Here is a 25,655-nt window from a genome sequence, read left to right on the forward strand (position 1 = left end):
CCAGAAGAAAGACGCTCGATAGCGGTGCTCAGAGAAGCCTGTGATTTGTTCAGGTTGTTCTGAGTGGTCAGGGACATAATGTTAGTATTGATAACGGACATAGTCGTTTCCTTAAAATTTTTACCAGAGTTCGGATACGGCGCCAGGATGCCCGTCACCGTCTGTATTCTTTATCGTCACGCCCTGGCAAAACTTTAAAGCGACTTGCATAAAAATCTGCAAAAACTGCCGTTTAGGATAAGTCTTAACTTGTGCGAACCAACAAAAGAACCAGCCCTGAAATAGTCGACCGCCGCCGCTAAAACTTTATCCTTTTTCATTAATTAATTTCCCTCACAACAGCATTGCGGAATCAAAGGCTATCCCCCGGCCAGTAGCGTCTATGCTTAATGCTCTAAAAACAGAAATAGTCCCTACCTACTTTGTCGTTCCTTTCTCTTTGCATACCGGAGGCCTGGCATGAGCAACCAAGGCAATAACAGTAAGAACCAGCCGTTTCGCCGCACCACGGGCGAAGCCAGTAACCAATATGAAAATATCCCTTTTCACCTGACGCGCCGCACGCTGCTGAAAGTAAGCGCGGCAACAGCGGCTACGGCGGCAGTTGCGCCCGGTGCGGCGCTGGGCGACAGCGAACGTCCAACCGCCCGCGCGCCGGAAATGCTGCCCCTGACGCTAAAAGTGAATGGTGAGAGCAAACAGCTTAACGTTGACACTCGTACCACGCTGCTGGATGCGCTGCGCGAGCACCTGCACCTTACCGGCACGAAAAAAGGCTGCGATCACGGTCAGTGCGGCGCCTGTACCGTGCTTGTGGATGGCCGCAGGCTGAACGCCTGCCTGACGCTGGCCGTGATGCATCAGGACGCCGAGGTCACCACGATCGAAGGTCTGGGCACGCCCGACAACCTGCATCCGATGCAGGCCGCCTTTGTGAAACATGACGGCTACCAGTGCGGCTACTGCACGCCAGGCCAGATTTGCTCGTCCGTGGCGGTGCTGAAAGAGATCGAAGCGGGCATTCCCAGCCACGTCACGCTCGATCTGGTGTCATCCCCGGAAGCGACGGCGGATGAGCTGCGGGAGCGAATGAGCGGCAATATCTGCCGCTGCGGCGCTTACTCCAATATTCTTGCCGCGATCGAAGATGTCGCCGGGAGCCAGAAAGCATGAAGGCCTTTACCTATGAGCGTGTGAAAACGCCCGCCGAGGCGGCAGCCAGCGCGCAGCGCACCCCCGGCGCTAAATTTATTGCGGGCGGCACCAACCTGCTCGACCTGATGAAACTGGAAATTGAAACGCCTTCCCATCTGATAGATGTCAATCATCTGGCGCTGGATAAAATTGAACCCACGACCGACGGCGGTTTGCGTATCGGCGCGCTGGTGCGCAATACCGATTTGGCCGCCGACGAGCGCGTCCGCCGCGATTACGCCGTGCTTTCCAGGGCGCTACTTGCCGGCGCGTCGGGCCAGCTGCGTAATCAGGCCACTACGGCCGGCAATCTTCTTCAGCGTACGCGCTGCCCCTATTTTTACGACACCAACCAGCCCTGCAATAAGCGTCTGCCTGGCAGCGGCTGCGCCGCACTGGAAGGCTTCAGCCGTCAACACGCGGTGATTGGCGCCAGCAAAGCCTGTATCGCCACCCATCCCAGCGATATGGCCGTTGCCATGCGGCTGCTGGATGCGGTGGTGGAAACGGTCAGCCCGGACGGTAGCGAACGCCGTATTCCCCTCAGCGATTTCTATCTGGCGCCGGGCGACACGCCTCACCGTGAAACCGCGCTGAAGCCGGGCGAGCTGATTGTCGCCGTTACCCTGCCCCGCCCGCTCGGCGGCACGCATATCTATCGCAAGGTGCGCGATCGCGCTTCTTACGCTTTTGCGCTGGTGTCGATTGCTGCTGTCGTGCAGCCTGATGGCACGGGGCGCGTTGCGGCTGGCGGTGTGGCGCATAAGCCCTGGCGGCAGGAAGAGGCGGATGCACAGCTGCCGCATGGCGTGCAGGCGGTTTACGATCGGCTGTTCGCCGACGCGCACCCCACCCATGAAAATGAATACAAGCTGCTCCTGGCGAAGCGCACGCTCGCCTCGGTACTGACGGAAGCGAGGGCATAAAATATGAAATTCGATAAGCCCGCAGGCGATAACCCTATCGATCAGCTGAAAGTTGTAGGGCGTCCTCACGATCGTATCGACGGCCCGATGAAAACCACGGGAACCGCGACTTACGCCTATGAATGGCACGATAAAGCGTCCAACGTGGCCTATGGCTATGTTGTCGGTGCCGCCATCGCTAAGGGGCGTATCACCTCGATGGACCTTCAGGCCGCGCAGAGCGCGCCGGGCGTGCTGGCCGTGGTCACGGCGAAAAACGCCGGCAGCCTCGGCAAGGGCGAAAAAAATACCGCCACGCTGCTGGGCGGGCCGGAGGTTGAGCACTATCACCAGGCCGTGGCGCTGGTAGTGGCGGAAACCTTTGAGCAGGCACGCGCGGCCGCCCAGTTGGTTGACGTGCAGTATCGCCGTGAACGAGGTAGCTGGGATCTCGCTGCGGAAAAACCTGGCGTCACCGAAGCGCCGGAAGACCAGCCGGATACCCACGTCGGTGATTTCAACCAGGCCTTTTCCTCGGCGGCGCTGAAGCTTGACGCTTCCTACACCACGCCGGATCAAAGCCATATGGCGATGGAGCCGCACGCTTCTATGGCGGTCTGGGAGGGCGAAAAGCTGACCGTCTGGACCTCTAACCAGATGATTAACTGGTGCCGAACAGACTTAGCGAAAACGCTGAAGCTGCCGGAAGAGAACGTGCGCGTGATCTCGCCCTATATCGGCGGCGGCTTCGGCGGCAAACTGTTCTTACGCAGCGATGCGGTGCTGGCCGCGCTGGGCGCTCGTGCCGCAAAAAGGCCGGTAAAGGTGATGCTGCCGAGGCCGGTTATCCCTAATAACACCACGCACCGCCCGGCCACCATCCAGCATATTCGTATCGGCACCGACCAGTCTGGTCATATCACCGCTATCGCCCATGAAAGCTGGTCGGGCAACCTGCCCGGCGGCACGCCGGAGACGGCGGTGCAGCAGACCGAACTGCTTTATGCCGGCGCGAACCGTTTCACCGGCCTGCGGCTGGCGAAGCTCGATCTGCCCGAAGGCAACGCCATGCGCGCGCCGGGCGAGGCGCCGGGCCTGATGGCGCTGGAGATCGCCATTGATGAGATGGCGGAGAAAGCGGGTATCGATCCGGTGGCCTTCCGCATCCTTAACGATACCCAGGTCGATCCTGCCAATCCTGACCGCCCTTTCTCGCGTCGTCAGCTGGTTGAATGCTTGCGCACCGGCGCGGAGCGCTTCGGCTGGGATCGCCGCAACGCTACGCCCGCACAGGTAAAAGAAGGTCGCTGGCTGGTCGGCATGGGCATGGCGGCAGGCTTTCGTAATAACATGGTGATGACGTCCGGCGCGCGAGTACATCTGGATGCCAACGGCATCGTTACCGTGGAAACGGATATGACCGATATCGGCACCGGCAGCTATACCATTATTGCCCAGACGGCGGCCGAGATGGCGGGCGTGCCGCTGGAAAAAGTGGTGGTGCGGCTGGGCGACTCCAGCTTTCCGGTTTCCGCCGGTTCCGGCGGCCAGTGGGGCGCGAACAGTTCTACTGCGGGCGTTTATGCCGCCTGCGTCAAGCTGCGCGAGGCGATAGCCAGCAAGCTTGGCTTCGATCCGAACACAGCGACCTTTGCCGATGAACAGGTACGCGACGGAGAGCGCAGCGCTCGTCTTGCCGATGCGGCAGCGGACGGTACGCTAACGGCGGAAGACAGCATCGAGTTTGGCGATCTGGAAAAGCAGTATCAGCAATCCACCTTCGCCGGCCACTTTGTTGAAGTGGGCGTGGACAGGGCGACCGGTGAAGTCCGGGTGCGTCGAATGCTGGCCGTGTGTGCTGCGGGCCGTATCCTTAACCCTAAAACCGCCCGTAGCCAGGTAATTGGCGCGATGACGATGGGCCTGGGCGGCGCGCTGATGGAAGAGCTGGCAGTCGATAAGCGGCTGGGCTACTTCGTCAATCACGATCTGGCGGGCTACGAAGTGCCGGTTCACGCCGACGTGCCGGAACAGGAAGTCATTTTCCTGGATGACACCGACCCCGTTTCCTCACCGATGAAGGCGAAAGGCGTGGGCGAGCTGGGCCTGTGCGGCGTCAGCGCGGCTATCGTCAACGCGGTGTATAACGCGACCGGCGTGCGGGTGCGGGATTATCCCGTTACGCTCGATAAGCTGCTCGCTTCGCTGCCAGATGTCGTTTAAGGAGGCGCTATGCTGCAACAGGCTTTCCTTAGCGACCAGGCTGCGCCAGCGAACCCGGTGCCGCAGCAGGCGCTGCTGACCGACGACAGCGCCGCTATCCTGCGCTTCGCGGTAGAAGCGTTAAAAGCGGGCGTCGCGGCGGCGCTGGTCACGCTGGTGGCGATCCGCGGCGGCGCGGCGCGTGCGCTGGGCGCGCAGATGGTGGTGCGCGAAGACGGTTTGTACTGCGGTTTTGTCTCCGGCGGCTGCGTGGAGGCCGCTGTCGCTCACGAAGCGATGGCGGTTATCGCCTGCGGCCGCGACCGTCAGGTGATGTATGGCGAAGGCTCGCCCTGGTTCGATATTGTGCTTCCCTGCGGCGGCGGCATTACGCTCAGCATCCATAAACTGCGCGGCGCGCGGCCCCTGCTGGACATGCTGAACCTGCTGGAGCAGCGTCAGCCTGCGGGGCTGCGCTACTTTCCGCAAAGCCAGCGGTTACAGAGCGACGCCTCGCTTATCCGGACGGGCTGGCACAACGATTTTTTCGCCACCGGCTATCGCCCCTGTACGCGCACCATTGTGTTTGGCCGTTCGATAGAGGCGCAGGTCACGGCCAGCCTCGCTCAGGCGGCGGGCTATGATGTGCACCTCTGCGAAGCGCTCGATCCCCAGGCTGCCGGACAGATAGATGCGCATACCGCCGTGCTGCTGCTCTGGCACGATCTGAACCGCGAGCTGCCGGTATTGCAGGCCGCCCTGACGGCCAGACCGTTTTACATTGGCGCGCTGGGCAGCCAGCGCACCCATGCCAGACGCGTGCAAAAACTCAGCGAGCTGGGCTGGCGCGATACGGATATCGCCCGCATCAAAGCGCCCATTGGGCTGTTCCCCAAAGCTCGCGATGCCAGCTCGCTGGCGCTTTCCGTTCTGGCTGATGTCGCGGCGGCCCGCCTTAGCCTGGCGGAGGATGGCTAGCCGGATTGGGCGGCTTTAAGGTACCGACAGGGCAGCCCTGTTCGGCTGCCTTAAAGTTGTTGCCAGGGTAATCCTGCCCGGCTGCCTTAAAGTGCCGATACAGTTGTTTCACCGATCCTGAAGCCCCTCGCGTTCCCCGGCGAGAAAGTCCACAAACGCGCGTAGCGGCGCGGACATAAAGCGGCTGGGGAAGTAAAGCCAGGGGCCTTCAAACGCGGTCCACCATGCCGGGAGCACCGGCAGCAGCTCGCCCGTAGCGAAATGGGGTTGCAGCCAGTTTTCAAAAGTAGCGATCACGCCTTTGCCGCTGCGTGCCAGATCGATAGCCGCGGCAGCGCCGTTAACGCCGATAGTCAAACGCCCGGCGGGATTGACGCTGACGGTTTCGCCATCGCGTTCAAATTCCCACGGGATCAGGGCGCCGCTTGAATATTTCAGGCGAATGCAGTCATGGTCAACCAGCTCTCCAGGATGCGAAGGAGCGCTTTGTGAATCAAGGTAAGAAGGTGCGGCAGCCAGCGCCAGCCGCTGCGTTCGCGGCCCTATGGGGACAGCGATAATATCTTTTGCCAGATGCTCGCCGTAACGGATACCGGCATCGCAGCCTTCGGCCGTTGCTTCAATAAGACGGTCATCCACCATGATTTCTACGTGTAAGCCCGGATGACGACTAAGAAAACGGTCCAGCAAGGGCGGTAAGATATCAACCATGACCGCGCCGGTAACGTTCAATTTAAGCGTGCCGCGCACCTCTTGCTGAGAGCTGGCAACGTCGTTAAGCACCAATCGCATTTCATCAAGCAGCGGCGTCATTCGTTCAGCCAGCGTCCGGCCTGCTTCGGTTGGCATAACGCTACGCGTGGTACGAATAAAAAGCGGCACGCCAAGCCTCACCTCCAGCGCCGTGATCCTTTCACTGACCGTGGAAGGCGACAGGCCCAGCTTTTTTGCCGCTACCCGAAAGCCCTTATCTTTAAAAACAGCGAGAAAAACCGCTAACTCATCCATTGCCCTTTCCCGTGATTGTTCGCTGTTGCGATCACCTTATTCGTATTGCACCCGATTATCAAACAGCGCCGCACAGGTTATAAATCAGACAACGCACTGCTTTCCGTAACGGAAAATCAAACTGACTGGAGCCCGCATATGAAAAACAAAAGTGTTCTTATTACCGGCGCGAACAAAAGCATCGGATTCGAAACGGCCAGACAGCTGGGCCTGCTGGGTTACAAAATTTGGCTGGGCAGCCGCGACAAAGAGCGTGGGCAAGCTGCCGTAGACAAACTTACCGGATGGGGCATCAACGCCCATTTGGTTATTATTGACGTCACCAAAACAGAAAGTATTGAGGAAGCTGTTCAGCAGGTGCTAAAGGAAGACGGGAAGCTGGATATTCTTATCAACAATGCCGGCATTTCGGGCGCGCAGCCGGTAGCCCCGAGCGCGCAAAGCATCAGCGATATTATGGCGGTATACGACACCAATGTTTTTGGCGTTATCAGGGTCACGCAGGCTTTTATTCCGCTACTTAAAGCCGCGCAGGAGGCCAAGGTTATTATGATCGGTAGCGGGCTGGGCTCGCTGACATGGGTCGCCGATCCCAGTCATCCTTATTCCCAAGTACAGGCAATGGGCTACACCAGTTCAAAAACGGCCGTTAATGCGATAACGGTCGCCTTCGCTAAAGAGCTTACCGCTTACGGTATCAGCGTGAACGCGGTCGATCCGGGCTATACCGCCACGGATTTCAACGGCCATTCCGGCCCCAGAACGGTTACCGAGGCTGCCGCCGGTATTGTCTGGCTGGCGGATCAGGCGCCTGGAGAGACCACCGCTGGCTTCTATTTCGATCAAAATCGCGCGCCGTGGTAATGCTTTAAAGCGTGTAATTATCTGAGCAGAGGTGATGCCCTCGCCTCTGCGATCGTGCCCCGCCTGACAGTATCAGCACCCCTTTCCCCGATAACAGATGCAAACCCGCCTGGACAAAAAGCGTTCTGTTGATACGCTGGATAACGACCAGGCCAACCGCCTCGTTTACAGCAGGCGCTCTGATTGACCTGCCAGTCGTACCCGTTCAAAGGTTGTGTATAAAAAAATAAGGGACTTAAAATGAAAAACAACATCGCCTGCCTGACCCTGGCCGCCACCGCCCTGCTGGGCTGTGCGGCTATGCCTGCCGCCGCCGCGCCTTTTCCGGCCACGCCTGATTTATCGGTGCCGGTTAGCCGTTACGTGACGCAGGTAAACGCAGATAAAAGCGTGACCTTCCGTCTTTTCGCGCCGGATGCAAAGCGGGTATCAGTCATTACCGGCTCCTCCCCGGATAGCTTTGTCTCTCACGATATGAGCAAGGATAAAAGCGGCGTGTGGTCGTGGAAAAGCGGCTCGCTGGCCCCGGATTTGTACGAATACTACTTTGATGTAGACGGCTTTCGTTCTGTCGATACCGGCAGCCGTTTTCAGAAGCCGCAGCGCCAGGTCAATACCAGCCTGATCCTGGTGCCGGGCAGTATTCTGGACGATCGCGCCGTGCCGCATGGCGATCTGTTGACGATGACTTACCACTCAAAAGAGCTGCATTCAGAGCGCAGGATGTTTGTCTGGACGCCGCCGGGCTATAGCGGCAAAAGCGAACCGCTGCCGGTGCTCTATTTCTATCATGGCTTTGGCGATACCGGACTTTCCGCTATTGACCAGGGACGCCTGCCGCAAATCATGGATAACCTGCTGGCCGAAGGCAAAATCAAACCGATGCTGGTCGTTGTCCCGGATACAGAAACGGATATCGCTCAGGCAATCCCGGAAAATTTCCCGCCGAAAGATCGCCGCAAAACTTTTTACCTTCTTAATGCCAAAGCCGCAGACCGCGAACTCATGCACGATATTATTCCGCTGGTCGACGCCCGATTTAACGTACGCCAGGATGCGAACGGCCGCGCGCTGGCCGGCTTATCGCAAGGCGGTTTTCAGGCTCTCTTTTCCGGCATGAACCATCTGGACAGCTTTGGCTGGCTGGCGACGCTGAGCGGCGTAACCAGCGCAACGGTGCCGGATACAGGCATTGCTCGTCAGCTCGACAGGCCCGAGGAGATTAACAGGCAGCTGCATAACTTCACCGTGGTGGTGGGCGAAAAAGATTCCGTTACCGGCCAGGATATTGCCGGGCTGAAAAACGAGCTGGAGAAAAAGCACATCAGGTTCGACTATAAAATGTATCCTGGCTTAAACCATGAGATGGATGTCTGGCGTCCGGCCTATGCCGAGTTCGTGCAGAAACTGTTTAAATAATGCTTTGCGCCTCCTTCAGGACTGGAGGGGGCGTTGGAATGATTTTGCGCCCGGTCTGTCGGCTAACGGCACCTTCATCATGTCGGGATGCAGCACTGCGCTGAGAATTTCTTTTCGTTTTCGGACAGGAATGACCGCAGATGGAAGACATTAAGAATAAGTTCACCCAGCTGTACTGACGTGGGTAGCGTCGTAGCGTTAGCGACAGTAGAAGACCCGGCATGTGACGAACCTTCAGTTTGTAAACCGGACTTCTGGTGTGACCGGGAGCCATTCTTAATGATAAGAACCCGCAGCCGCTGACGTCACTGTTCGAAAACGTCGAAATACACAAAAGGAAATTGACTGATGCAGATACCTACGCTCATAACGGAACGTCTGTGGCTTAAACCGCTGGTTGCAGAAGATGCGCCTCAGATTCAAAAGCTCTACCCGCATTGGGAGATTGTCCGCTATATGGTCGCCTCAGTACCATGGCCTTATCCTGATAACGGCGCTGAGAATTACGTTAATAACGTTGCACTGCCCGATATGGCAAAAGGAATCGCCTGGTTCTGGACTATCAGACGTCGTGAGGCACCTGATGACCTTATGGGTTTAATTTGTCTTTATGACGTTGAGGATAATAATCGTGGATTTTGGCTGGCGCCGGAGTATCAGAGGCAGGGCTATATGCGTGAGGCCAGTACTGTGGTTACAGATTATTGGTTTAATAAATTAAATAAGCCGCTACTGCGAGCTCCGAAGGCTGCACTCAATAGCCGATCACAGCTTATTTCAGCCAGTAGCGGTATGCGGCTTATCAGGACGGGGAAGCAAGAATATGTCAGCGGCCTGCTTGATTCCGAACTCTGGGAAATTACCCGCAACGAGTGGAATGCCCGTCAGGTTAACTGATATTTTTTATAAATACCCGCTTTCCGCTCTAAGACGAAGAGCGCCTTTTTATCCTTGCCGGGCTGCTAAACGCCAGAAGCGGATATCGGCTGTACAGCGAGATACAATCGGGCAGCATGTCCCTCAACCGCGTGTTGCAGGGATCTGTCCTTTTTGTTTTCTGCCGATGGTTCTTCCCTGAGTGACGAGACAGCTTTGCTGGCCAAATTTGACCCTCTACGAAAATTTCCCATAGCGCTTCTACGGCCCGGGGCATCTTGCTGCAGCCCGGAAAGGCCTCATCTCAACGAAGATCCAGAGGGCGCGGTCTTTACCTGCAATCCGCTGAGCTCAGGGGAGCTTTTCAGGATAGGCTAAAATTCTATAAGGAAGGGTCAGTAAAACACCCCAGAGTTACCACGCGGTTTATCAGAAAGAGGACGGGAAATGAAAATTACTGTGATTTTTGAGGATACAGGCATTGAAGAGGAGCATGATTTTGACACTAAACCTCGCGCCGGAGAGTTAGTAACTTTAGTACGCGATGGTAAGGATGCAGATTATATCGTTATAATTGAGCCTGATCCCGACCATACTCATGATAATGGGCGTGACGGATATCCTACAAAGGCCAGGGTCCGGCCGGCTTAATAAGCAATGATTTAACCGACCGCCCACCAAGGCGGTTTTTTGCATGGCCGGGAGCTAACCATCCTGACTGGCTTCGTACTGCTCACCTTAACCCTCCACGCAATGCCGGTATCAGACAGCATTTATCCTGCTAAAGCCGCCTGTAAGCAGATAACGGTATGTTCACTGGAGCGCCAGCTATTTGTTCAGCCTGGAGTTTTCGGTTTCTAAGTAGCTGTCCAGTATTTCTTCTATCGTTTCGCCAAACAGATCGTAATCCTGACCAAAAAACACCCGTACAAGCGTCCCGACATTTTTAGCCATTGCCAGCCTCAAAAAGAAGGATATGAAGTAATAAACATGCAAAAAAGCACGCTGTCATTTAGCAAGACGCTGAAGAAACGCTGATTTTATTAAGAAAGTGGTGCCGATAATAGGAGTCGAACCTACGACCTTCGCATTACGAATGCGCTGCTCTACCAACTGAGCTATATCGGCTTTCAGGAGGGATACTGCGGTCACTACGTTAAAAAAAACCTGACGCGGAGTCAAGCGCCTGCGGACTAAATGATGACTTTATAATCAACAGGTAACGCTCGCCCCGTTTTTTGCCTGCTCTGCTTTTCTTACTCTCTTCTGGCCTGTCTGGCGGTTCGCGGTCTGCTCGTCCTTCCGCGTTACTTCCGCCCTTCCAACAGCATGCGCATCGCCAGGCCGGTTAACACCGTGCCCATCAGCCAGCGCTGAAGCTTTTGCCACGTTGGGCGCCGTGCCAGAAAGCCAGCAATACTGCCAGCGGCAAAGATAAGTGAGCCATTAACCAGCATACTGATCGCGATTTGGGTAAAGCCAAGCTGCAAAGACTGGGATAATACGTCGCCCTGCTCCGGTCGGATAAACTGCGGCAACAGCGTGAGGTAAATAACCGCCGCTTTAGGATTTAACAGGTTGGTCAACAGGCCCATAGTAAACAGCTTACGGGTGCTGTCGGGCGGCAGGTCGCGCAGCGCAAAAGGCGATTTACCGCCGAAAACAGCCTGCCAGGCCATATAGAGCAGATAGCAGGCACCCGCTATGCGCAGCGCCTCATAAGCCAGCGGCACCGCCATAACCAGCGCGGTGATCCCCAGCGCGGCGCAAACCATATAGAAAATAAAACCGAGCGCCACGCCGCTCAGCGAGACAAAGCCCGCGCGGCGGCCCTGGCACAGGGAACGGGAAAGCAGATAGATCATATTCGGGCCTGGCGTCAGCACCAGCCCAAAAGCGATAGCCGCGAAGGGAAGCAGTTGGGAAAACGTAATCATCAGAACCTTCCTTTTCAGTTCAGTTACTTATCTCCCTGTGGAATGTAAGCCACTTCCCTGTGGCCCACGCAATCAGCTGCGCACGGTGTCGTTGCCGAAAACTACCCATTTGTAGGTGGTCAGCGCCTCCAGCCCCATCGGGCCGCGCGCGTGCAGCTTCTGGGTGCTGACCGCCACTTCCGCGCCCAGGCCAAACTGCCCGCCATCGGTAAAGCGTGTGCTGGCGTTAACGTATACCGCTGAAGAATCAACCTCGTTAACAAAACGCTCTGCGTTCACAATGCTGCGCGTCAGGATCGCGTCGGAGTGCTGCGTGCCATATTCACGAATATGCGCGATAGCCTCGTCCAGTCCGTCCACCAGCTTCACGTTGAGATCCAATGCCAGCCATTCGTCACGATACTGTTCTTCCGTCACCGCGCTGACCACCGCCGGGCCTTGTTGCAGCAGCGGCAGCGAGCGCGGATCGGCGTGCAGATTAATACCTTCATCCTGCATACGCGCGCTTAGCGCAGGCAGGAACGCCTCGGCTATCGCCGTATGCACCAGCAGCGTCTCTACGGAATTACAGGCGCTGGGACGCTGTTTTTTGGCGTTAACGATCACGTTTAACGCCGCCGCAGCGTCCGCGTTACTATCGACAAAAATATGGCAAACGCCGATCCCGCCGGTGATCACCGGAATGGTCGACTGCTCGCGGCACAGCTTGTGCAGGCCAGCGCCGCCGCGCGGGATCAGCATATCGACATAGCGATCCAGCTTCAGCAGCTGGTTGACCAGCTCGCGATCCGGGCTTTCAATCGCCTGTACCGCGCCCGCCGGTAAGCCGTGCTCCTTCAGCGCGTCCTGGATCACGCGCACGGTCGCGCCATTGGTGCGATAAGTCTCTTTACCGCCGCGCAGGATCGCCGCATTGCCCGTTTTCAGGCACAGCGAGGCGACATCCACCGTCACGTTCGGACGCGCTTCATAAATCACGCCCACCACGCCCAGCGGCACGCGCCGACGTTCAATACGCAGCCCGCTGTCCAGCACGCCACCGTCCATCACTACGCCGACCGGATCGGCCAGATGGCACACCTGACGCACGTCGTTCGCAATCCCTTGCAGCCTGGCAGGATTAAGCATCAGGCGATCCAACAGCGCCTCGCTCAGGCCGTTTTTGCGGGCGTCCGCCAGGTCAAGCTCGTTAGCGGCCAGGATGTCCGCGCTCTGCGCTTCCAGACGATCCGCAATGGTCATCAGGACCTGATTTTTTTGTGCGGCGGAGAGCACCGCCAGCTGGTAAGAAGCGGCTTTCGCGGCTTTACCCATTTCTTCAAGCATCTGCTGCTCCTTAACTGACGATCATATCGTCACGGTGAACCGCGACCGGGCCATATTCGTAGCCTAAAATTTCGCTAATTTGCTGGGAATGGTGCCCGGCTATCATCCGCATCGCATCGCTGTTATAGCGGCAGACGCCGTGCGCCACGTCGCGCCCTTGCAGGCTGCGAATGCGGATCACCTCGCCGCGCGAGAAGTTGCCGCTGATCTCCCGAATACCTTTTGGCAGCAGCGAGCTGCCGCGTTCCAGCATGGCGGCCAGCGCGCCGTCGTCGATGGTGATCTCGCCCGCCGGCGGCGCGCCGAAGATCCAGCGCTTGCGGTTCTCCAGCGGCGTTTGCAGCGCGTGGAAGCGGGTGCCGACCGGCTTGCCGTCGATCGTATCGCCAATCACGCCCGCGCGGCTGCCGGCGGCGATAATGGTATCGATACCGGCGCGGCAGGCCACGTCGGCAGCCTGAAGCTTGGTCGCCATACCGCCGGTTCCCAGGCCGGAGACGCTGCCGCCCGCCAGCTCGCGCAGCGCATCGTCAATACCGTGCACGTCGCGGATCAGCTCCGCCTGCGGATTATTGCGCGGATCGGCGGTAAACAGGCCGGCCTGATCGGTCAGCAGCAGCAGCTTGTCGGCCCCGGCCAGCATCGCAGCAAGCGCGGACAGGTTATCGTTGTCGCCGACTTTAATTTCTGCCGTCGCCACCGCGTCGTTTTCATTGATAACCGGCACGATATGGTTATCCAGTAAGGCCCGCAGCGTATCGCGCGCGTTCAGAAAGCGCTCGCGATCTTCCAGGTCGGCACGCGTCAGCAGCATCTGGCCGATATGAATGCCGTAGATGGAAAAGAGCTGCTCCCACAGCTGGATCAACCGGCTCTGCCCCACCGCAGCCAGCAGCTGCTTTGAGGCGATGGTCGGCGGCAGTTCCGGGTAGCCCAGGTGCTCACGTCCGGCGGCCATTGCGCCTGAGGTAACGATCACAATCCGGTGGCCTGCCGCGTGCTGCTGCGCGCACTGACGCACCAGTTCGACAATATGTGCCCGGTTCAGCCGACGCGATCCGCCGGTTAATACGCTGGTCCCCAGTTTAACGACCAGGGTCTGGCTGCTGCTCATTGTTTCCTGCCATAGCTTTAAAAAGGTGAAGAAGACGTTTTATCAGGTGTGGTGCCGGAAGCCAACAGCCGCCGCCCGAAAAGGCGTAAAAACACGGTGCAAGCCGCTAGTCCAGAAACGGGGAATTAACAAGAAGTGAGAATAAATGTAATAAAAGTTTCATCTCCTCAGGGTAAAACGTTCGTGCCCCGAACAACGTCATCGGGCCATTTAAAATTTTACTCATTTGGGAATAACAACAAAATGAAGAAAAGCGCACTGGCAATCCTGACCGCCGCTCTGGCTATGACCACGGCAGCCCAGGCCGCAGAAATTTATAATAAAGACGGTAATAAACTCGATTTCTACGGCAAGCTGAAAGCCATGCATTATTTAAGCGACGCGGACAGCAATGACGGCGACAAATCTTACGTACGTATTGGGTTTAAAGGCCAGACGCAGATTAACGACCTGATGTCAGGCTACGGCCAGTGGGAATATCACGTGCCGTTGAACAACGCGGAAAGCGACGGCACCACCGGCACCAAAACGCGTTTAGGCTTCGCCGGTCTGAAATTCGGCGACTACGGATCCATCGACTATGGCCGTAACTACGGCCTGATTTACGACGTGGAAGCCTATACCGATATGATGCCGGAATTTGGCGCCACCGCGTATACCAAAGCTGATAACTATATGCTGACCCGTACCAACGGCGTGGCGACTTACCGCAACACCAACTTTTTTGGTCTGGTCGACGGCCTGAAGTTCGCCTTGCAGTATCAGGGCAAAAATGAGAGCAGCAGCCGCTCTAACGCCACGTCCAACGGCGACGGCATGGCGGCGTCGGTAGCCTATACGCTGATGCAGGGCCTGACGATTAATGGCGCTATCTCTTCTTCCGACCGCACCAACGGTCAGCAGGCCAGCGTTTACGGTCGCGGCGACAAGGCGGATGCCTGGGCGACCGGCCTGAAGTATGACAACAACAGCGTTTACCTGGCCGCCACCTACGCCGAAACGCGCAATATGTCGCCCATCAGCGGCACGGCACGCATTAATGACGCCAACGTTGCCGTTAACGGTTACGCTAACTATCTGCAAAATATCGAGCTGGTGGCACAGTATCAGTTTGATAACGGCTTCCGCCCTTCTCTGGCCTATGTGCAAACCAAAGCGAAAGATATTGAGAACGGCGTGGGCGATGCGGATATTTATAAATTTGCGGACGTGGGCGCGACTTACTACTTCAATAAAAATATGTCCGCGTTTGTGGATTACAAAATCAACCTGCTGGATGACGATAATAAGCTGGCGCAGAATACCGACGATATCGTTGCGGTAGGCGTAACTTACCAGTTCTGATTTAAATGTGAGCCGCACGGATGCGGTTGTTGTGCCCCTCGTTATGTGTCTGTAAGCAAAGGCTGGCAATCGCCAGCCTTTTTTTATGGGTGCGCAGACAAAAGCGCAGGGAGCAATTAAGCGCCGCCCTGCGTTTTTTTATGCGGTCAGCTTTACCGGCTCGTCAGCGAAATCCGCAGCGGGTTTCAGACCCAGCTCCAGCTCTTCCAGCAGCGCTTTCAGGCGCACGTGGAAATTACGCAGCGTCTCTTCCAGGCGTTCGTTGTTTTCCTTTCCTTTAATTGCCGAAGGCTTCCAGTTGCCCTCTTTATCGAACAGGCCGAAGTGATACTCATAGTTGAAGTGATCTTCCTGTGCTTCCAGCTCCATCCACCAGCCCCAGAACTCACGCAGTTCCGGCGCAGGTTTCACATTGACGCAAACGGCCAGACAGTCGAAGAAGAAGCGCTCATCCACACATTTGGCCTCGCGGATATAAGGTCCTAATGTGCCGAAACGCTTCATTAAGCGGCTTTTGGGATGCCCACTCGGTAACGCCATTGTTAAAACTCCTTTGTTGAGCCCGTTAGTTTTCGCTAAGCGTTAATATTTAGCCACTCAGCGTGTTAATCGTTTAGCTAACCAGTCAACAATATCACGTAATGCTTTATCAAAGTTGCTCAATACAGGCGAAAGTGCGATTGGCATCAGCTTACCGTCGAGCGAGGAATTCACGATCAGCTTTGATTCCTCCGCCGGGCTGAAAGGATCGTTCGGCCAGTAAGCGGACAGCATCGGCGTTGGGCAGCGGCGGCCCAGCAGCCCCTGGGTTTTCAGCGAGTAGCGGCTCAGCTCGACCCGCAGCGCGGAATCGGCGGCCGATGCCATGCCCAGCCGGCTGGCCAACACGTCCATATACATTTCGGGAATGCTGTCCTGCAACGCGCTATCGCACAGCAGGCTGTGTACCACCGGCCCCAGACAGGCCACGGCGCGCAGTCGAGGCGCTTCCAGCCAGGCCAGCCGCACGGCAATGTTGCCGCCAAAGCGATAGCCGAAAGCGGCCACGCGGGTATGATCGACCCAGGCAACGTTTTCCAGCTGTTTTAACACCTGCTGGTGCAGAAAACTGGAATCCTGCGTCAGCTTCCATTTTGCAGAGAAGCCGACCGAAGGCATGTCGATGGTCAGCATTGCGATGCCACGCGGCGCAAGGTAGTCGTGGAAAAGGCGATAGTGATCGGTTTGCAGTGAATCCAGGCTGCTGCACAGCAGCACCGTAGGATAAGGCGCGCGGGCTTTTTCCGGCATATGCAAAAAGCCAAAAATGGAACTGCCGCCGGGAATGGTGAACTCCAGCTCTTTCAGCTCGCCCGGCAGTCTTGAGGTGGCCTCTTCATAGGCACGATTCGCCAGCTGCTGCGCCTGATCGGCCAGCTCATCGCCTTTCAGATGCGGATAGCCCGCTACGCCGTACAGGTTAGCAGCGTGCAGCCAGCACTGGCCCGCTTCGGCATCGGTAGCCGCCGAGGCGGCTTTATCCTGCCAGCGCGCGGCCTGCTGCGACCATTCGTAGATCCAGTTGCCGCCGCGATAGCCAATCACCGTATCCAGCAGCTGTTCATCAGTGTGGTCGGCGCGGCTGCTGGCTATCCTGGCCAGCACTTCGCCAATCTCCAGCGGCGACAGTCCCCGCCACGTCCAGAGCAGACGATTAACCATCCGATACCAGCCTGCATGGCTGTCGCCTTCCAGCGCGGAATGCAGCGGCAGCGGCTTGTGATGATGCAGGCGCCGGATCAGGGAGGAGGTTTCAGGATGCTTAAAGCGGGGTTTAAAGAGTTCTTCGCTGAGATTTTTAGGCGACATAGTACGATCCTTCGACATACGGAGAATCGTCTTAGTCTATAGCAGCCTGTCGGCTGACGCGAACCGTAAAACGCGCAACGCCCGGCGGAACCGGGCGTTTTGATTGAGCTAAATCAACCTTTTACGATTGGCGGGATATACACCACGCCCATATCCCACGGCTGTTCAATCCAGGTATTCTGTGGAATATCCACGACATAGTCGTCCACCAGCGGACGACCGGCCGGTTTGGCGAAAATAGTCACGAAACGCGCTTTTGGATACATATCGCGGATCGCCTGAGCGGTGCCGCCGGTATCGACCAGATCGTCAATTACGATAAAGCCTTCGCCGTCGCCTTCCGCGCGCTTCAGCACGTGCATTTCACGCTGGTTGTCGTGATCGTAGCTGGAGATGCACACGGTATCGACATAGCGGATGCAGAGTTCGCGAGCCAGCAGCGAAGCGGGCACCAGGCCACCGCGGCTGACCGCAATAATGCCTTTCCACTGTTCGACAGGAAGCAGGCGCTGGGCCAGTTTACGGGCATGGATTTGCAGCATGTCCCAGGTGACGACGTATTTTTCACTCATAAAAGGAGTCCCGGCCGATAATAACGGCTTAAAAATGTACAATGGGATGGGTTGCGCGGAATTATAGAGATCTGAGCCGCTAAAAACCAGCACAGGATAGCCCGGAAGGTGCTTTTTTGCCGAAGCGAACTAAGCATGCCTCTGGAAACAATGATATTCTTTGGGTTTGCTGCGTCAGATACTGACCAACCCTATCACAAATGCTCACTCCCGCGCCGCTGGCCGGGGATGTCGACACAGGAGATTTAACGTGTCCGAACTTTCTCAACTGTCACCACAGCCGCTGTGGGATATCTTCGCCAAAATCTGTTCAATCCCGCATCCTTCTTATCATGAGGAAGAGTTGGCTAACTATGTGCTGAGCTGGGCTGGCGAGCAGGGTTTTGTCACCTTTCGCGACGAAGTGGGCAATATTCTGATCCGCAAGCCGGCCACCAAAGGGCTGGAGCACCTCAAGCCGGTCGCGCTGCAGGCGCATCTGGATATGGTGCCGCAGAAAAACAACGACACCACCCACGATTTCACCAAAGATCCAATTCAGCCATGGGTTGATGGCGAATGGGTCAAGGCGCGCGGTACCACGCTGGGCGCCGATAACGGCATCGGCATGGCGTCCGCGCTGGCGGTGCTGGCGGATAAAACCGTCGAGCACGGCCCGCTGGAAGTGCTGCTGACCATGACCGAAGAGACCGGCATGGTCGGCGCTTTCGGTCTGCAACCGGGCTGGCTGCAGGCGGATATTCTGATCAATACCGACTCGGAAGAGGAAGGCGAGATCTATATGGGCTGCGCGGGCGGCATTGATTTTACCACCACGCTGCCGCTGAGCCGCGAAGCGGTGCCGGCCGGTTACGAGCATATCCAGCTGATCCTGAAAGGCCTGAAGGGCGGCCACTCCGGTGCGGATATTCATCTGGGCCTGGGCAACGCCAACAAACTGCTGGCCCGTTTCCTGTTCGCACACGCCAAAGCGCTGGATCTGCGCCTGGTGGATTTCACCGGCGGCACGCTGCGTAACGCTATCCCGCGTGAGGCGATGGCGACGCTGGCTGTTCCGGCCGACAAGCTCGACCAGCTAAAAGGCATGGCGCTGCATTATCTGGAAACCCTGCGCAACGAGCTGGGTCTGAAAGAGAAAAACATCAACATCGTGGTGGAAAATATCGCCGCTAACGACCAGGCGCTGTCCACCATCAGCCGCGACGCCTTTATTGCGCTGCTGAACAGTACGCCAAACGGCGTGATCCGCAACTCCGATGTGATGAAAGGCGTGGTGGAAACCTCGCTGAACGTCGGCGTGGTGTCGATTAAGGATGACGAAGCGCGTATCAACTGCCTGGTGCGCTCGCTGATCGACAGCGGCAAAGATTACCTGGTGGAAACGCTGACGGCGCTGGGCGATCTGGCGGGTGCGAAAACCGTGGCGAAAGGCAGCTATCCAGGCTGGCAGCCCGATGCCTCTTCGCCGGTGATGGCGCTGGTGGAAGAGACCTACAAAAAGCTGTTTAACAAAGCGCCGAATATTCAGGTGATCCATGCGGGTCTGGAATGCGGCCTGTTTAAAAAGCCGTACCCGGATATGGATATGGTTTCTATTGGCCCCACCATCACCGGCCCACACTCGCCGGATGAGCAGGTGCATATCGGCAGCGTCGGCCTTTACTGGCAGCTGCTGACCGCGCTGTTGAAGGCGATCCCGGCTAAGTAAAACAGGACGGGCGAAGCACCACGCTTCGCCCGTTTTCTCTCCCGCTCGCAATCTCGCTCAGGGCAACGTACGCGGCATTAAATCCCCAGCAGTAATTGTCTTTCCAATTGCGGATTCAGCAAGGTTACGTGCAGCCCGACCAGACGCACGCCGCGCCCTGCCCGCCGCTCTTCCCAGGTTTTTTTCGCCACGTCGATCAGGTCTTCTTTATTCAGCACTGGCCAGACGTGCTCCTGGGTCGTCTGCTGGAAATCGTCAAACTTCAGCTTTACGCCCTGCCTGGCGATCAGCAGATCGGGCTTAATCACCTTTAGCCGCCGTTCCAGCTCCGCATAGAGAAAATCGATGATTTCCAGGCACGCTTCCCATTCATGAATATCCGCCGACAGCGTGCGCTCCACGCCCAGCGATTTACGCAGGCGATCCGTTACCACCTCGCGCTCGTCGATGCCGTTACAGCGCTCCCACAGCACGCGGCCAAACTTGCCGAAGCGCTTTAGCAGCGCGGCCAGATCCGTTTTCTGCACGTCGGCGCAGGTGTGCAGCCCCAGCTCCTCCAGCTTTTTCGCGGTGACCTTGCCGACGCCGGGTATTTTTGCCAGCGGCAGCGTCAGCAGAAACTGCGGGAGTTCCTGCGGCGTGATCACAAACTGGCCGTCCGGCTTATTCATATCCGAAGCGATTTTTGCGACGAATTTAATCGGCGCCACCCCGGCCGACGCGGTGAGATCCAGTTCGCGGGCGATGGTCTGCCGGATCTCCCGCGCCATCAGCGTGGCGGATCCGTGGCAGTGCGGGCTGTCGGTAACGTCCAGGTAGGCCTCGTCCAGCGACAGCGGTTCGATAAGCGAGGTATAGCGCGAGAAAATATCCCGAATATGCGCGCTGGCTTCTTTATAAGCGTCAAAACGGCCGGGGATCACTTTCAGATGCGGGCAAAGCTTAAGGGCCGTCGCGGTCGCCATCGCGCTGTGCACGCCAAACTTCCTGGCGGGATAGTTAGCGGTGCTGATCACGCCGCGCTTGTGCTGGCTGCCGCCAATAGCGATAGGGATATTGCGTAGGCTGGGATCGTCGCGCATCTCCACCGCCGCATAAAAGCAGTCCATATCTACATGTATAATCTTGCGCATTCGCCCCTCCGCCAGCACTGGATAAGTATACAGGCAGCGAGCGCGTTTTCAACAGGTTAACGGGCGGCCGAAGCGCAGCGGCAGCGGCCTGGCGCAACTTTTCTCGGTTTTTTCTACGCGGCTCTCTTGATAAAAAAATAGACAATGCTAATGTGACGCAGCTTTTACGGATATTTCCGAAACTGCGAGTCAACCACGTCTTCGGACGGCGTATCAACCCTACTATCAAGGGAACCAGAATGGGCAAAATCGCACTGCTGTTTGCGATGTTTTTTCTGCCAGCCGTTGTTTTCGCCAGCGCGCCGGTCGCACCGATCGCTCCTCTGGCGCCGGTAAGCAAAGAGTTAAAGAAGCAGTTACTCGGCACACCTGTTTATATTCAGATCTTTAAAGAAGAACGCACGCTTGAGCTGTATGGCAAAATCGGCACCGAATATCGGCTGCTCGACAGCTACCGTATCTGTAATTTCTCCGGCGGGTTAGGCCCTAAACGTCGCCAGGGCGATTTTAAAAGTCCGGAAGGGTTTTATAGCGTGGGGCTTTCCCAGCTGAAGCCGGACAGCCGCTTTTATCGCGCTATTAATACGGGTTTTCCGAACGAATATGACCGCCAGCAGGGTTATGAAGGGAAATACCTGATGATCCACGGGAACTGCGTTTCCGTGGGCTGCTATGCCATGACGGATGCCAATATCGACGATATCTATCGCTATGTGGAAGCGGCGCTGCGCAACGGCCAGCCGCGCGTGGCCGTCAGCATTTATCCATTCCGCATGACCGACAGCAACCTGCAGCGCCATCGCTATTCGGTTTATTTCAGCTTCTGGCAGCAGCTCCAGCCCGGCTACGCCGAGTTTGTGAAAAACCGCCAGCCGCCGGCAATGGGCGTCAGCGGCGGCAAGTACGTGCTGAACAGCCCGTTGCTGAACGATGCCACCAGCCAGTCAGCGCTGGCGCTCTCCGAGGCAAAATAACGCCCAGTCGCCTGGCGCAATTTTGTGCCAGGTTTCGTTGCCCGTTAAGGGCTGAGTGGCGATCACCGTGACCACGTCATCCGGCGTGGTCTGCTTCTGAAAATCTATCTCCACGTCCTGATCCAGCAGCGTCGCTTTACCGAACGGCGCGCGACGCGTGATCCAGAACAGATTGGTCGAGCAGAACGCCATCAGATAGCGGCCATCCGACAGCAGCATATTAAATACGCCCTTTTCCCGCAGTTCCGTCGCCAGCTCCGCAATATAGCGAAACACCGCCGGCCAGTTGCCCGGCGTGCGCGGGTAGCGCGTGGTCAGCTTATGCAGCAGCCAGCAGAACGCCTGCTCGCTGTCCGTCTCGCCTATCGGGCGAAAAGGGCCGGTTTCCAGCCCGCGATAGCCTTTCAGCTGGCCGTTATGCGCGTAGGTCCAGTTGCGTCCCCACAGCTCGCGGGTAAAAGGATGGGTGTTTTCCAGCGACACCTCGCCACGGTTCGCCTGACGAATATGCGCCACCACCGAGCAGGATTTTATCGGATAATCCTGCACCAGGCGCGCTATCGGCGAATTAAAGCTGGGCTGCGGATCTTTAAACGTCCGGCAGCCTTTCCCTTCGTAAAAGGTGATGCCCCAACCATCCTTATGCGGGCCGGTTTTTCCGCCGCGCTGCACAAGCCCGGTAAAGCTGAAACAGATGTCCGTAGGGACATTCGCGCTCATCCCGAGCAGTTCGCACATAGCCGTTCCTCGCGTCAGTTACTTCGCCATCTCTTTTTCAATCAGCAGGATCAGGATATGAATAACTTTGATATGAATTTCCTGAATGCGATCGGCGTAGCCAAAGTGCGGCACGCGGATTTCCACATCGGCCGTTCCGGCCATTTTGCCGCCGTCCTTGCCGGTCAGGGTAATCACTTTCATTCCCTGCGCGCGCGCCGCCTCTACCGCTTTAATCACATTAGCAGAGTTGCCGGAAGTCGAAATGCCCAGCAGCACGTCGCCCGCGCGGCCCACGGCCTCAACATAGCGTGAGAAGATATGATCGTAACCAAAATCGTTGCCCACGCAGGAGATATGGCTGACGTCGGAGATAGCGATTGCCGGATAGCCGGGACGGTTGTCGCGATAGCGGCCGGTCAGCTCCTCGGCGAAGTGCATGGCGTCGCAGTGTGAACCGCCGTTGCCGCAGGAAAGCACCTTGCCGCCGGCTTTGAATGAATCCGCCAGCAGTACCGCAGCACGCTGAATAGCATGGATATTGGCGTCATCGCTGAGGAAATTATTGAGCGTGTCCTGTGCTTCACTCAGCTCGGCGCGAATGATGTCCTGATACATAGGGAGAGTCCTTTTAGGTGAGGTCTGCGGCAGTTTAGCAAGTTGCCACGCGGGCGAAAAGCGCCCTGCCCGTTCACGCGGCGCTTTGCCCTGTGCCGGTCGCGCTTTGTGAGCCAGGTTGTAATTATCATGTAAATAGATTGATAAAGAAAATCATCTCTATTACATCTGTAGCTAACAGGTCAGACCTCTTACAACTTACGGAGCGATGGTTATGATGGTTTTCAGTTGCGTGGCGACAATTTTGCTCATTGGCGCGCTGTTTTATCACCGTGTTAACCTGCGGCTGGCGAGCCTGCTCGTGCTGCTCTGGACGGCAGCCTGGGCGATGGCTGGCGTCTGGACGCCGTGGCTGCTGGTACCGTTAGCGATTATTCTGCTGCCCTTCAACGTGCTGCCGCTGCGGCAGGCGCTTTTTTCCAGACCGATGTTGAAGACCTTCCAGAAAGTGATGCCGCCGATGTCGCGCACGGAAAAAGAAGCGATCGACGCCGGCACTACCTGGTGGGAAGGCGATCTGTTTCGCGGACGGCCGGACTGGAACAAACTGCATGACTATCCGCAGCCAAGGCTGACGCCGGAAGAGCAGGCTTTTCTGGATGGCCCGGTAGAAGAAGCGTGCCGACTGGCTAATGATTTTCAGATAACCCATGAGATGGCCGACCTGCCGCCGGAGCTGTGGGCTTATCTGAAAGAGCAGCGTTTCTTCGCGATGATCATCAAAAAAGAGTACGGCGGCCTTGAGTTCTCCGCCTATGCCCAGGCGCGCGTGCTGCAAAAGCTGGCGGGCGTTTCCGGTATCCTGGCGATTACCGTTGGCGTGCCTAACTCGCTTGGCCCAGGCGAGCTGTTGCAGCATTACGGCACCGACGAGCAGAAAGATTACTATCTGCCCCGGCTGGCTAGCGGCCAGGAGATCCCTTGTTTTGCGCTGACCAGCCCGGAAGCGGGCTCCGACGCGGGCGCTATCCCGGACGTGGGCGTGGTGTGCCGGGGCGAGTGGCAGGGCCAGCAGGTGCTGGGTATGCGGCTGACCTGGAACAAGCGCTATATCACGCTGGCACCGGTCGCCACGGTGCTGGGCCTGGCGTTTAAGCTTTCCGATCCCGACCATCTGCTGGGCGAAAAAGAAGAGCTGGGCATTACCTGCGCGCTGATCCCTACCCAGACGCCGGGCGTGGAAATCGGCAAGCGCCACTTCCCGCTCAACGTACCTTTCCAGAACGGCCCGACGCGCGGCGACGCTATTTTCGTGCCGATTGACTATATTATCGGCGGGCCGGCGATGGCCGGTCAGGGCTGGCGGATGCTGGTGGAATGCCTCTCGGTCGGACGCGGCATCACGCTGCCGTCCAACTCCACCGGCAGCCTGAAAAGCATCGCGCTGGCTATTGGTGCCTATGCCCATATCCGTCGCCAGTTCCGTCTGCCTATCGGCAAGATGGAAGGGATCGAAGAGCCGCTGGCGCGCATCGCCGGAAACGCTTATGTGATGGACGCGGCCGCCTCGCTGATCACCAGCGGCATTATGCTGGGCGAGAAACCGGCGGTGCTCTCCGCCATCGTAAAATATCACTGCACCCATCGCGGTCAGCGCGCCATTATGGATGCGATGGATATCGCCGGCGGTAAAGGCATTATGCTGGGCAAAAGCAATTTCCTGGCCCGAGCCTATCAGGGCGCGCCGATCGCCATTACCGTTGAGGGCGCGAACATTCTGACCCGCAGCATGATCATCTTCGGCCAGGGCGCAATCCGTTGCCATCCCTATATCCTGGCGGAAATGGCGGCGGCCCAGGATCATAACCTGCACGCGTTTGACCAGGCGCTGTTTCACCATGTCGGCCACGTCGCCAGCAATAATCTGCGCAGCCTGTGGCTGGGGCTGACCGCTGGCCGCACCAGTAAAACGCCGACCCGCGATGCAACCCGCCGTTACTATCAGCATCTGAACCGCTTAAGCGCCAACCTGGCCCTGCTTTCTGATATTTCGATGTCGGTTCTGGGCGGCAGCCTGAAGCGCCGCGAACGCATTTCTGCACGCCTCGGCGACGTGCTCAGCCAGCTTTATCTCGCCTCCGCCACGCTGAAGCGTTATGAAGACGAAGGCCGCAACGAGGCCGATCTGCCGCTGGTGCACTGGGGCGTGCAGGATGCGCTGAACCAGGCCGAAACCGCTATTGAGGATCTGCTGCGCAACTTCCCGAACCGGCTGGTCGCGGGTCTGTTGCAGGTTGTCGTCTTCCCGCTAGGCCGCCACTGCCGCGCGCCTTCCGACCGGCTTGACCATCAGCTGGCGCGTATTCTACAAGTGCCTTCAGCCACACGTACTCGCTTAGGGCGCGGCCAGTATCTGACGCCGGGCGAAAATAACCCGGCAGGCCAGCTGGAAGAAGCATTAACGGACGTGATAGCGGCGGAAGCTATCCATGACAGGCTGAATAAGAAAGCGCAAAAGCCGCTCTCCTTTACCCGTCTGGACAAGCTGGCGCAAAAAGGCCTGGTGGAAAAATGGCTGACGGAAGAAGAGGCCGCCGTGCTGACGCGTGCCGAAGCCAGTCGCCTGCGCTCCATTAACGTGGACGAGTTTGAGGCGGATGCACTGGCAACGCAGCCGGTAAAGCAGCAAGATGATCCTCTGCATAGGGATCGGACGGAGAAAAGCCAGCCGCAGGCAGAAACTGAACGCAAAACGGAAGCCGCCTGAGTTGTCCGGCAGCCGTCGTGAAAGGTAGCCGCCTCGGCAATGGAATAAGGGAACCGGAAACGGTTCCCTTTTTGGCTTAACCGCCTCCGCTTTCTCAAGCAGGCCCTCTTTGTGCAGATCGGCTACACGCCTGCTTTCCTGAACCCGGTTTAAAATTAAGGCGAAACGAAGCAGATAAAGGGACAGGAAACATGTATCCAGCCGAAGCGGC

23 protein-coding genes, 1 tRNA gene and 1 pseudogene are annotated in these 25,655 nt (G+C 57.4%); 12 read left to right on the forward strand and 13 right to left on the reverse strand.

The window, feature by feature from the left end; genetic code table 11:
• A partial coding sequence (locus AB3U87_RS08840) for a flagellin N-terminal helical domain-containing protein (RefSeq protein ID WP_477181476.1) occupies nucleotides 1–101 on the reverse strand: 101 nt, incomplete at its 3' end.
• A 358-nt stretch (nucleotides 102–459) separates the two neighbouring features.
• Between AB3U87_RS08840 and paoA the strand changes: the two genes are divergently transcribed.
• Genes paoA through AB3U87_RS08860 form a run of 4 tightly spaced genes read left to right on the forward strand, consistent with a single transcriptional unit; the run spans nucleotide 460 to nucleotide 5,279 of the window.
• Nucleotides 460–1,173: an aldehyde dehydrogenase iron-sulfur subunit PaoA gene (gene paoA, locus AB3U87_RS08845; protein WP_301251312.1), complete on the forward strand. Its 714-nt coding sequence runs from the start codon at nucleotides 460–462 to the stop codon at nucleotides 1,171–1,173.
• Complete coding sequence (locus AB3U87_RS08850; RefSeq protein WP_301251313.1) at nucleotides 1,170–2,120, forward strand: FAD binding domain-containing protein; 951 nt, start codon at nucleotides 1,170–1,172, stop codon at nucleotides 2,118–2,120. The genes paoA and AB3U87_RS08850 overlap by 4 nt, the downstream gene beginning before the upstream one ends.
• A gap of 3 nt (nucleotides 2,121–2,123) precedes the next feature.
• The gene (gene paoC, locus AB3U87_RS08855; RefSeq protein ID WP_253455144.1) at nucleotides 2,124–4,322 is read left to right on the forward strand and encodes an aldehyde oxidoreductase molybdenum-binding subunit PaoC; all 2,199 of its coding nucleotides are present in this window, start codon (nucleotides 2,124–2,126) and stop codon (nucleotides 4,320–4,322) included.
• Between the two features lie 9 nt (nucleotides 4,323–4,331).
• On the forward strand, nucleotides 4,332–5,279 hold the full coding sequence (locus tag AB3U87_RS08860) for an XdhC family protein (protein WP_394148857.1): 948 nt from the start codon (nucleotides 4,332–4,334) through the stop codon (nucleotides 5,277–5,279).
• A 108-nt stretch (nucleotides 5,280–5,387) separates the two neighbouring features.
• Here the strand turns inward: AB3U87_RS08860 and AB3U87_RS08865 are convergent, their stop codons facing one another.
• The gene (locus AB3U87_RS08865) at nucleotides 5,388–6,287 is read right to left on the reverse strand and encodes a LysR family transcriptional regulator (protein ID WP_394148858.1); all 900 of its coding nucleotides are present in this window, start codon (nucleotides 6,285–6,287) and stop codon (nucleotides 5,388–5,390) included.
• Nucleotides 6,288–6,425: 138 nt separating this feature from the next.
• On the opposite strand from AB3U87_RS08865, the gene AB3U87_RS08870 reads away from it, so the two are divergent.
• The 4 genes from AB3U87_RS08870 (at nucleotide 6,426) to AB3U87_RS08885 (ending at nucleotide 10,097) form a co-directional block, all read left to right on the forward strand.
• Nucleotides 6,426–7,151, forward strand: coding sequence for an SDR family oxidoreductase (locus AB3U87_RS08870; RefSeq protein WP_394148859.1), 726 nt, complete (start codon nucleotides 6,426–6,428; stop codon nucleotides 7,149–7,151).
• Between the two features lie 240 nt (nucleotides 7,152–7,391).
• Nucleotides 7,392–8,570, forward strand: a complete 1,179-nt coding sequence (locus AB3U87_RS08875; protein WP_394148860.1) for an alpha/beta hydrolase-fold protein — start codon at nucleotides 7,392–7,394, stop codon at nucleotides 8,568–8,570.
• A gap of 348 nt (nucleotides 8,571–8,918) precedes the next feature.
• On the forward strand, nucleotides 8,919–9,467 hold the full coding sequence (locus tag AB3U87_RS08880; protein WP_394148861.1) for a GNAT family N-acetyltransferase: 549 nt from the start codon (nucleotides 8,919–8,921) through the stop codon (nucleotides 9,465–9,467).
• Between the two features lie 426 nt (nucleotides 9,468–9,893).
• Nucleotides 9,894–10,097, forward strand: a complete 204-nt coding sequence (locus tag AB3U87_RS08885; protein WP_301251319.1) for a hypothetical protein — start codon at nucleotides 9,894–9,896, stop codon at nucleotides 10,095–10,097.
• Between the two features lie 189 nt (nucleotides 10,098–10,286).
• Here AB3U87_RS08885 and AB3U87_RS08890 read toward each other — a convergent pair.
• From AB3U87_RS08890 to proB, 5 genes and pseudogenes are all read right to left on the reverse strand, one after another.
• Nucleotides 10,287–10,400, reverse strand: a pseudogene (locus AB3U87_RS08890) (contact-dependent growth inhibition system immunity protein); the annotation flags it as partial.
• A gap of 98 nt (nucleotides 10,401–10,498) precedes the next feature.
• Nucleotides 10,499–10,574: transfer RNA gene (locus tag AB3U87_RS08895), tRNA-Thr, on the reverse strand.
• Between the two features lie 179 nt (nucleotides 10,575–10,753).
• Entirely contained in the window at nucleotides 10,754–11,383 is a 630-nt protein-coding gene (locus AB3U87_RS08900; RefSeq protein WP_253455156.1) for a LysE family translocator, read from the reverse strand.
• Between the two features lie 72 nt (nucleotides 11,384–11,455).
• Nucleotides 11,456–12,709: a glutamate-5-semialdehyde dehydrogenase gene (proA, locus tag AB3U87_RS08905; protein ID WP_394148862.1), complete on the reverse strand. Its 1,254-nt coding sequence runs from the start codon at nucleotides 12,707–12,709 to the stop codon at nucleotides 11,456–11,458.
• A 10-nt stretch (nucleotides 12,710–12,719) separates the two neighbouring features.
• Nucleotides 12,720–13,823 carry a glutamate 5-kinase gene (proB, locus tag AB3U87_RS08910; RefSeq protein ID WP_253455158.1) on the reverse strand — a complete coding sequence of 368 codons (1,104 nt, stop codon included), beginning with the start codon at nucleotides 13,821–13,823 and terminating at the stop codon, nucleotides 12,720–12,722.
• Nucleotides 13,824–14,066: 243 nt separating this feature from the next.
• Between proB and AB3U87_RS08915 the strand changes: the two genes are divergently transcribed.
• On the forward strand, nucleotides 14,067–15,167 hold the full coding sequence (locus AB3U87_RS08915) for a porin (RefSeq protein WP_253455160.1): 1,101 nt from the start codon (nucleotides 14,067–14,069) through the stop codon (nucleotides 15,165–15,167).
• Between the two features lie 138 nt (nucleotides 15,168–15,305).
• On the opposite strand, the gene crl is transcribed toward AB3U87_RS08915, so the two are convergent.
• From crl to gpt, 3 genes are all read right to left on the reverse strand, one after another.
• Complete coding sequence (gene crl / locus AB3U87_RS08920; protein WP_394148863.1) at nucleotides 15,306–15,707, reverse strand: sigma factor-binding protein Crl; 402 nt, start codon at nucleotides 15,705–15,707, stop codon at nucleotides 15,306–15,308.
• A gap of 57 nt (nucleotides 15,708–15,764) precedes the next feature.
• Nucleotides 15,765–17,015, reverse strand: coding sequence for an esterase FrsA (frsA, locus tag AB3U87_RS08925; protein ID WP_253455162.1), 1,251 nt, complete (start codon nucleotides 17,013–17,015; stop codon nucleotides 15,765–15,767).
• 113 nt (nucleotides 17,016–17,128) lie between these two features.
• A complete protein-coding gene (gene gpt, locus AB3U87_RS08930) occupies nucleotides 17,129–17,587 on the reverse strand; it encodes a xanthine phosphoribosyltransferase (RefSeq protein ID WP_125289117.1) in 459 nt (152 codons plus the stop codon).
• 250 nt (nucleotides 17,588–17,837) lie between these two features.
• Here gpt and pepD point away from each other — a divergent pair, with 250 nt between their 5' ends.
• Nucleotides 17,838–19,295, forward strand: coding sequence for a beta-Ala-His dipeptidase (pepD, locus tag AB3U87_RS08935; protein WP_253455163.1), 1,458 nt, complete (start codon nucleotides 17,838–17,840; stop codon nucleotides 19,293–19,295).
• A gap of 77 nt (nucleotides 19,296–19,372) precedes the next feature.
• On the opposite strand, the gene dinB is transcribed toward pepD, so the two are convergent.
• A complete protein-coding gene (gene dinB / locus AB3U87_RS08940; protein WP_301251345.1) occupies nucleotides 19,373–20,428 on the reverse strand; it encodes a DNA polymerase IV in 1,056 nt (351 codons plus the stop codon).
• 239 nt (nucleotides 20,429–20,667) lie between these two features.
• On the opposite strand from dinB, the gene dpaA reads away from it, so the two are divergent.
• A complete protein-coding gene (gene dpaA, locus AB3U87_RS08945; protein ID WP_253455166.1) occupies nucleotides 20,668–21,402 on the forward strand; it encodes a peptidoglycan meso-diaminopimelic acid protein amidase in 735 nt (244 codons plus the stop codon).
• On the opposite strand, the gene AB3U87_RS08950 is transcribed toward dpaA, so the two are convergent.
• Nucleotides 21,373–22,140, reverse strand: coding sequence for a class II glutamine amidotransferase (locus AB3U87_RS08950; RefSeq protein WP_253455167.1), 768 nt, complete (start codon nucleotides 22,138–22,140; stop codon nucleotides 21,373–21,375). The two genes, dpaA and AB3U87_RS08950, sit on opposite strands and share 30 nt — an antisense overlap.
• Nucleotides 22,141–22,158: 18 nt before the next feature.
• A complete protein-coding gene (gene lpcA, locus AB3U87_RS08955) occupies nucleotides 22,159–22,737 on the reverse strand; it encodes a D-sedoheptulose 7-phosphate isomerase (protein ID WP_253455168.1) in 579 nt (192 codons plus the stop codon).
• A gap of 214 nt (nucleotides 22,738–22,951) precedes the next feature.
• Here lpcA and fadE point away from each other — a divergent pair, with 214 nt between their 5' ends.
• A complete protein-coding gene (gene fadE, locus AB3U87_RS08960) occupies nucleotides 22,952–25,444 on the forward strand; it encodes an acyl-CoA dehydrogenase FadE (protein WP_394148864.1) in 2,493 nt (830 codons plus the stop codon).
• Nucleotides 25,445–25,655 lie beyond the last annotated feature (211 nt).

Origin of the sequence: Erwinia plantamica (genome assembly GCF_043420595.1) — a bacterium.
In the GTDB taxonomy this organism is placed as follows: domain Bacteria; phylum Pseudomonadota; class Gammaproteobacteria; order Enterobacterales; family Enterobacteriaceae; genus Erwinia; species Erwinia aeris.

Coding starts and splice junctions, on each gene's coding strand:
- paoA (WP_301251312.1), top strand. CDS start 460: ATGAGCAACCAAGGCAATAACAGTAAGAACCAGCCGTTTCGCCGCACC.
- AB3U87_RS08850 (WP_301251313.1), top strand. CDS start 1,170: ATGAAGGCCTTTACCTATGAGCGTGTGAAAACGCCCGCCGAGGCGGCA.
- paoC (WP_253455144.1), top strand. CDS start 2,124: ATGAAATTCGATAAGCCCGCAGGCGATAACCCTATCGATCAGCTGAAA.
- AB3U87_RS08860 (WP_394148857.1), top strand. CDS start 4,332: ATGCTGCAACAGGCTTTCCTTAGCGACCAGGCTGCGCCAGCGAACCCG.
- AB3U87_RS08865 (WP_394148858.1), bottom strand. CDS start 6,287: ATGGATGAGTTAGCGGTTTTTCTCGCTGTTTTTAAAGATAAGGGCTTT.
- AB3U87_RS08870 (WP_394148859.1), top strand. CDS start 6,426: ATGAAAAACAAAAGTGTTCTTATTACCGGCGCGAACAAAAGCATCGGA.
- AB3U87_RS08875 (WP_394148860.1), top strand. CDS start 7,392: ATGAAAAACAACATCGCCTGCCTGACCCTGGCCGCCACCGCCCTGCTG.
- AB3U87_RS08880 (WP_394148861.1), top strand. CDS start 8,919: ATGCAGATACCTACGCTCATAACGGAACGTCTGTGGCTTAAACCGCTG.
- AB3U87_RS08885 (WP_301251319.1), top strand. CDS start 9,894: ATGAAAATTACTGTGATTTTTGAGGATACAGGCATTGAAGAGGAGCAT.
- AB3U87_RS08900 (WP_253455156.1), bottom strand. CDS start 11,383: ATGATTACGTTTTCCCAACTGCTTCCCTTCGCGGCTATCGCTTTTGGG.
- proA (WP_394148862.1), bottom strand. CDS start 12,709: ATGCTTGAAGAAATGGGTAAAGCCGCGAAAGCCGCTTCTTACCAGCTG.
- proB (WP_253455158.1), bottom strand. CDS start 13,823: ATGAGCAGCAGCCAGACCCTGGTCGTTAAACTGGGGACCAGCGTATTA.
- AB3U87_RS08915 (WP_253455160.1), top strand. CDS start 14,067: ATGAAGAAAAGCGCACTGGCAATCCTGACCGCCGCTCTGGCTATGACC.
- crl (WP_394148863.1), bottom strand. CDS start 15,707: ATGGCGTTACCGAGTGGGCATCCCAAAAGCCGCTTAATGAAGCGTTTC.
- frsA (WP_253455162.1), bottom strand. CDS start 17,015: ATGTCGCCTAAAAATCTCAGCGAAGAACTCTTTAAACCCCGCTTTAAG.
- gpt (WP_125289117.1), bottom strand. CDS start 17,587: ATGAGTGAAAAATACGTCGTCACCTGGGACATGCTGCAAATCCATGCC.
- dinB (WP_301251345.1), bottom strand. CDS start 20,428: ATGCGCAAGATTATACATGTAGATATGGACTGCTTTTATGCGGCGGTG.
- dpaA (WP_253455166.1), top strand. CDS start 20,668: ATGGGCAAAATCGCACTGCTGTTTGCGATGTTTTTTCTGCCAGCCGTT.
- AB3U87_RS08950 (WP_253455167.1), bottom strand. CDS start 22,140: ATGTGCGAACTGCTCGGGATGAGCGCGAATGTCCCTACGGACATCTGT.
- lpcA (WP_253455168.1), bottom strand. CDS start 22,737: ATGTATCAGGACATCATTCGCGCCGAGCTGAGTGAAGCACAGGACACG.
- fadE (WP_394148864.1), top strand. CDS start 22,952: ATGATGGTTTTCAGTTGCGTGGCGACAATTTTGCTCATTGGCGCGCTG.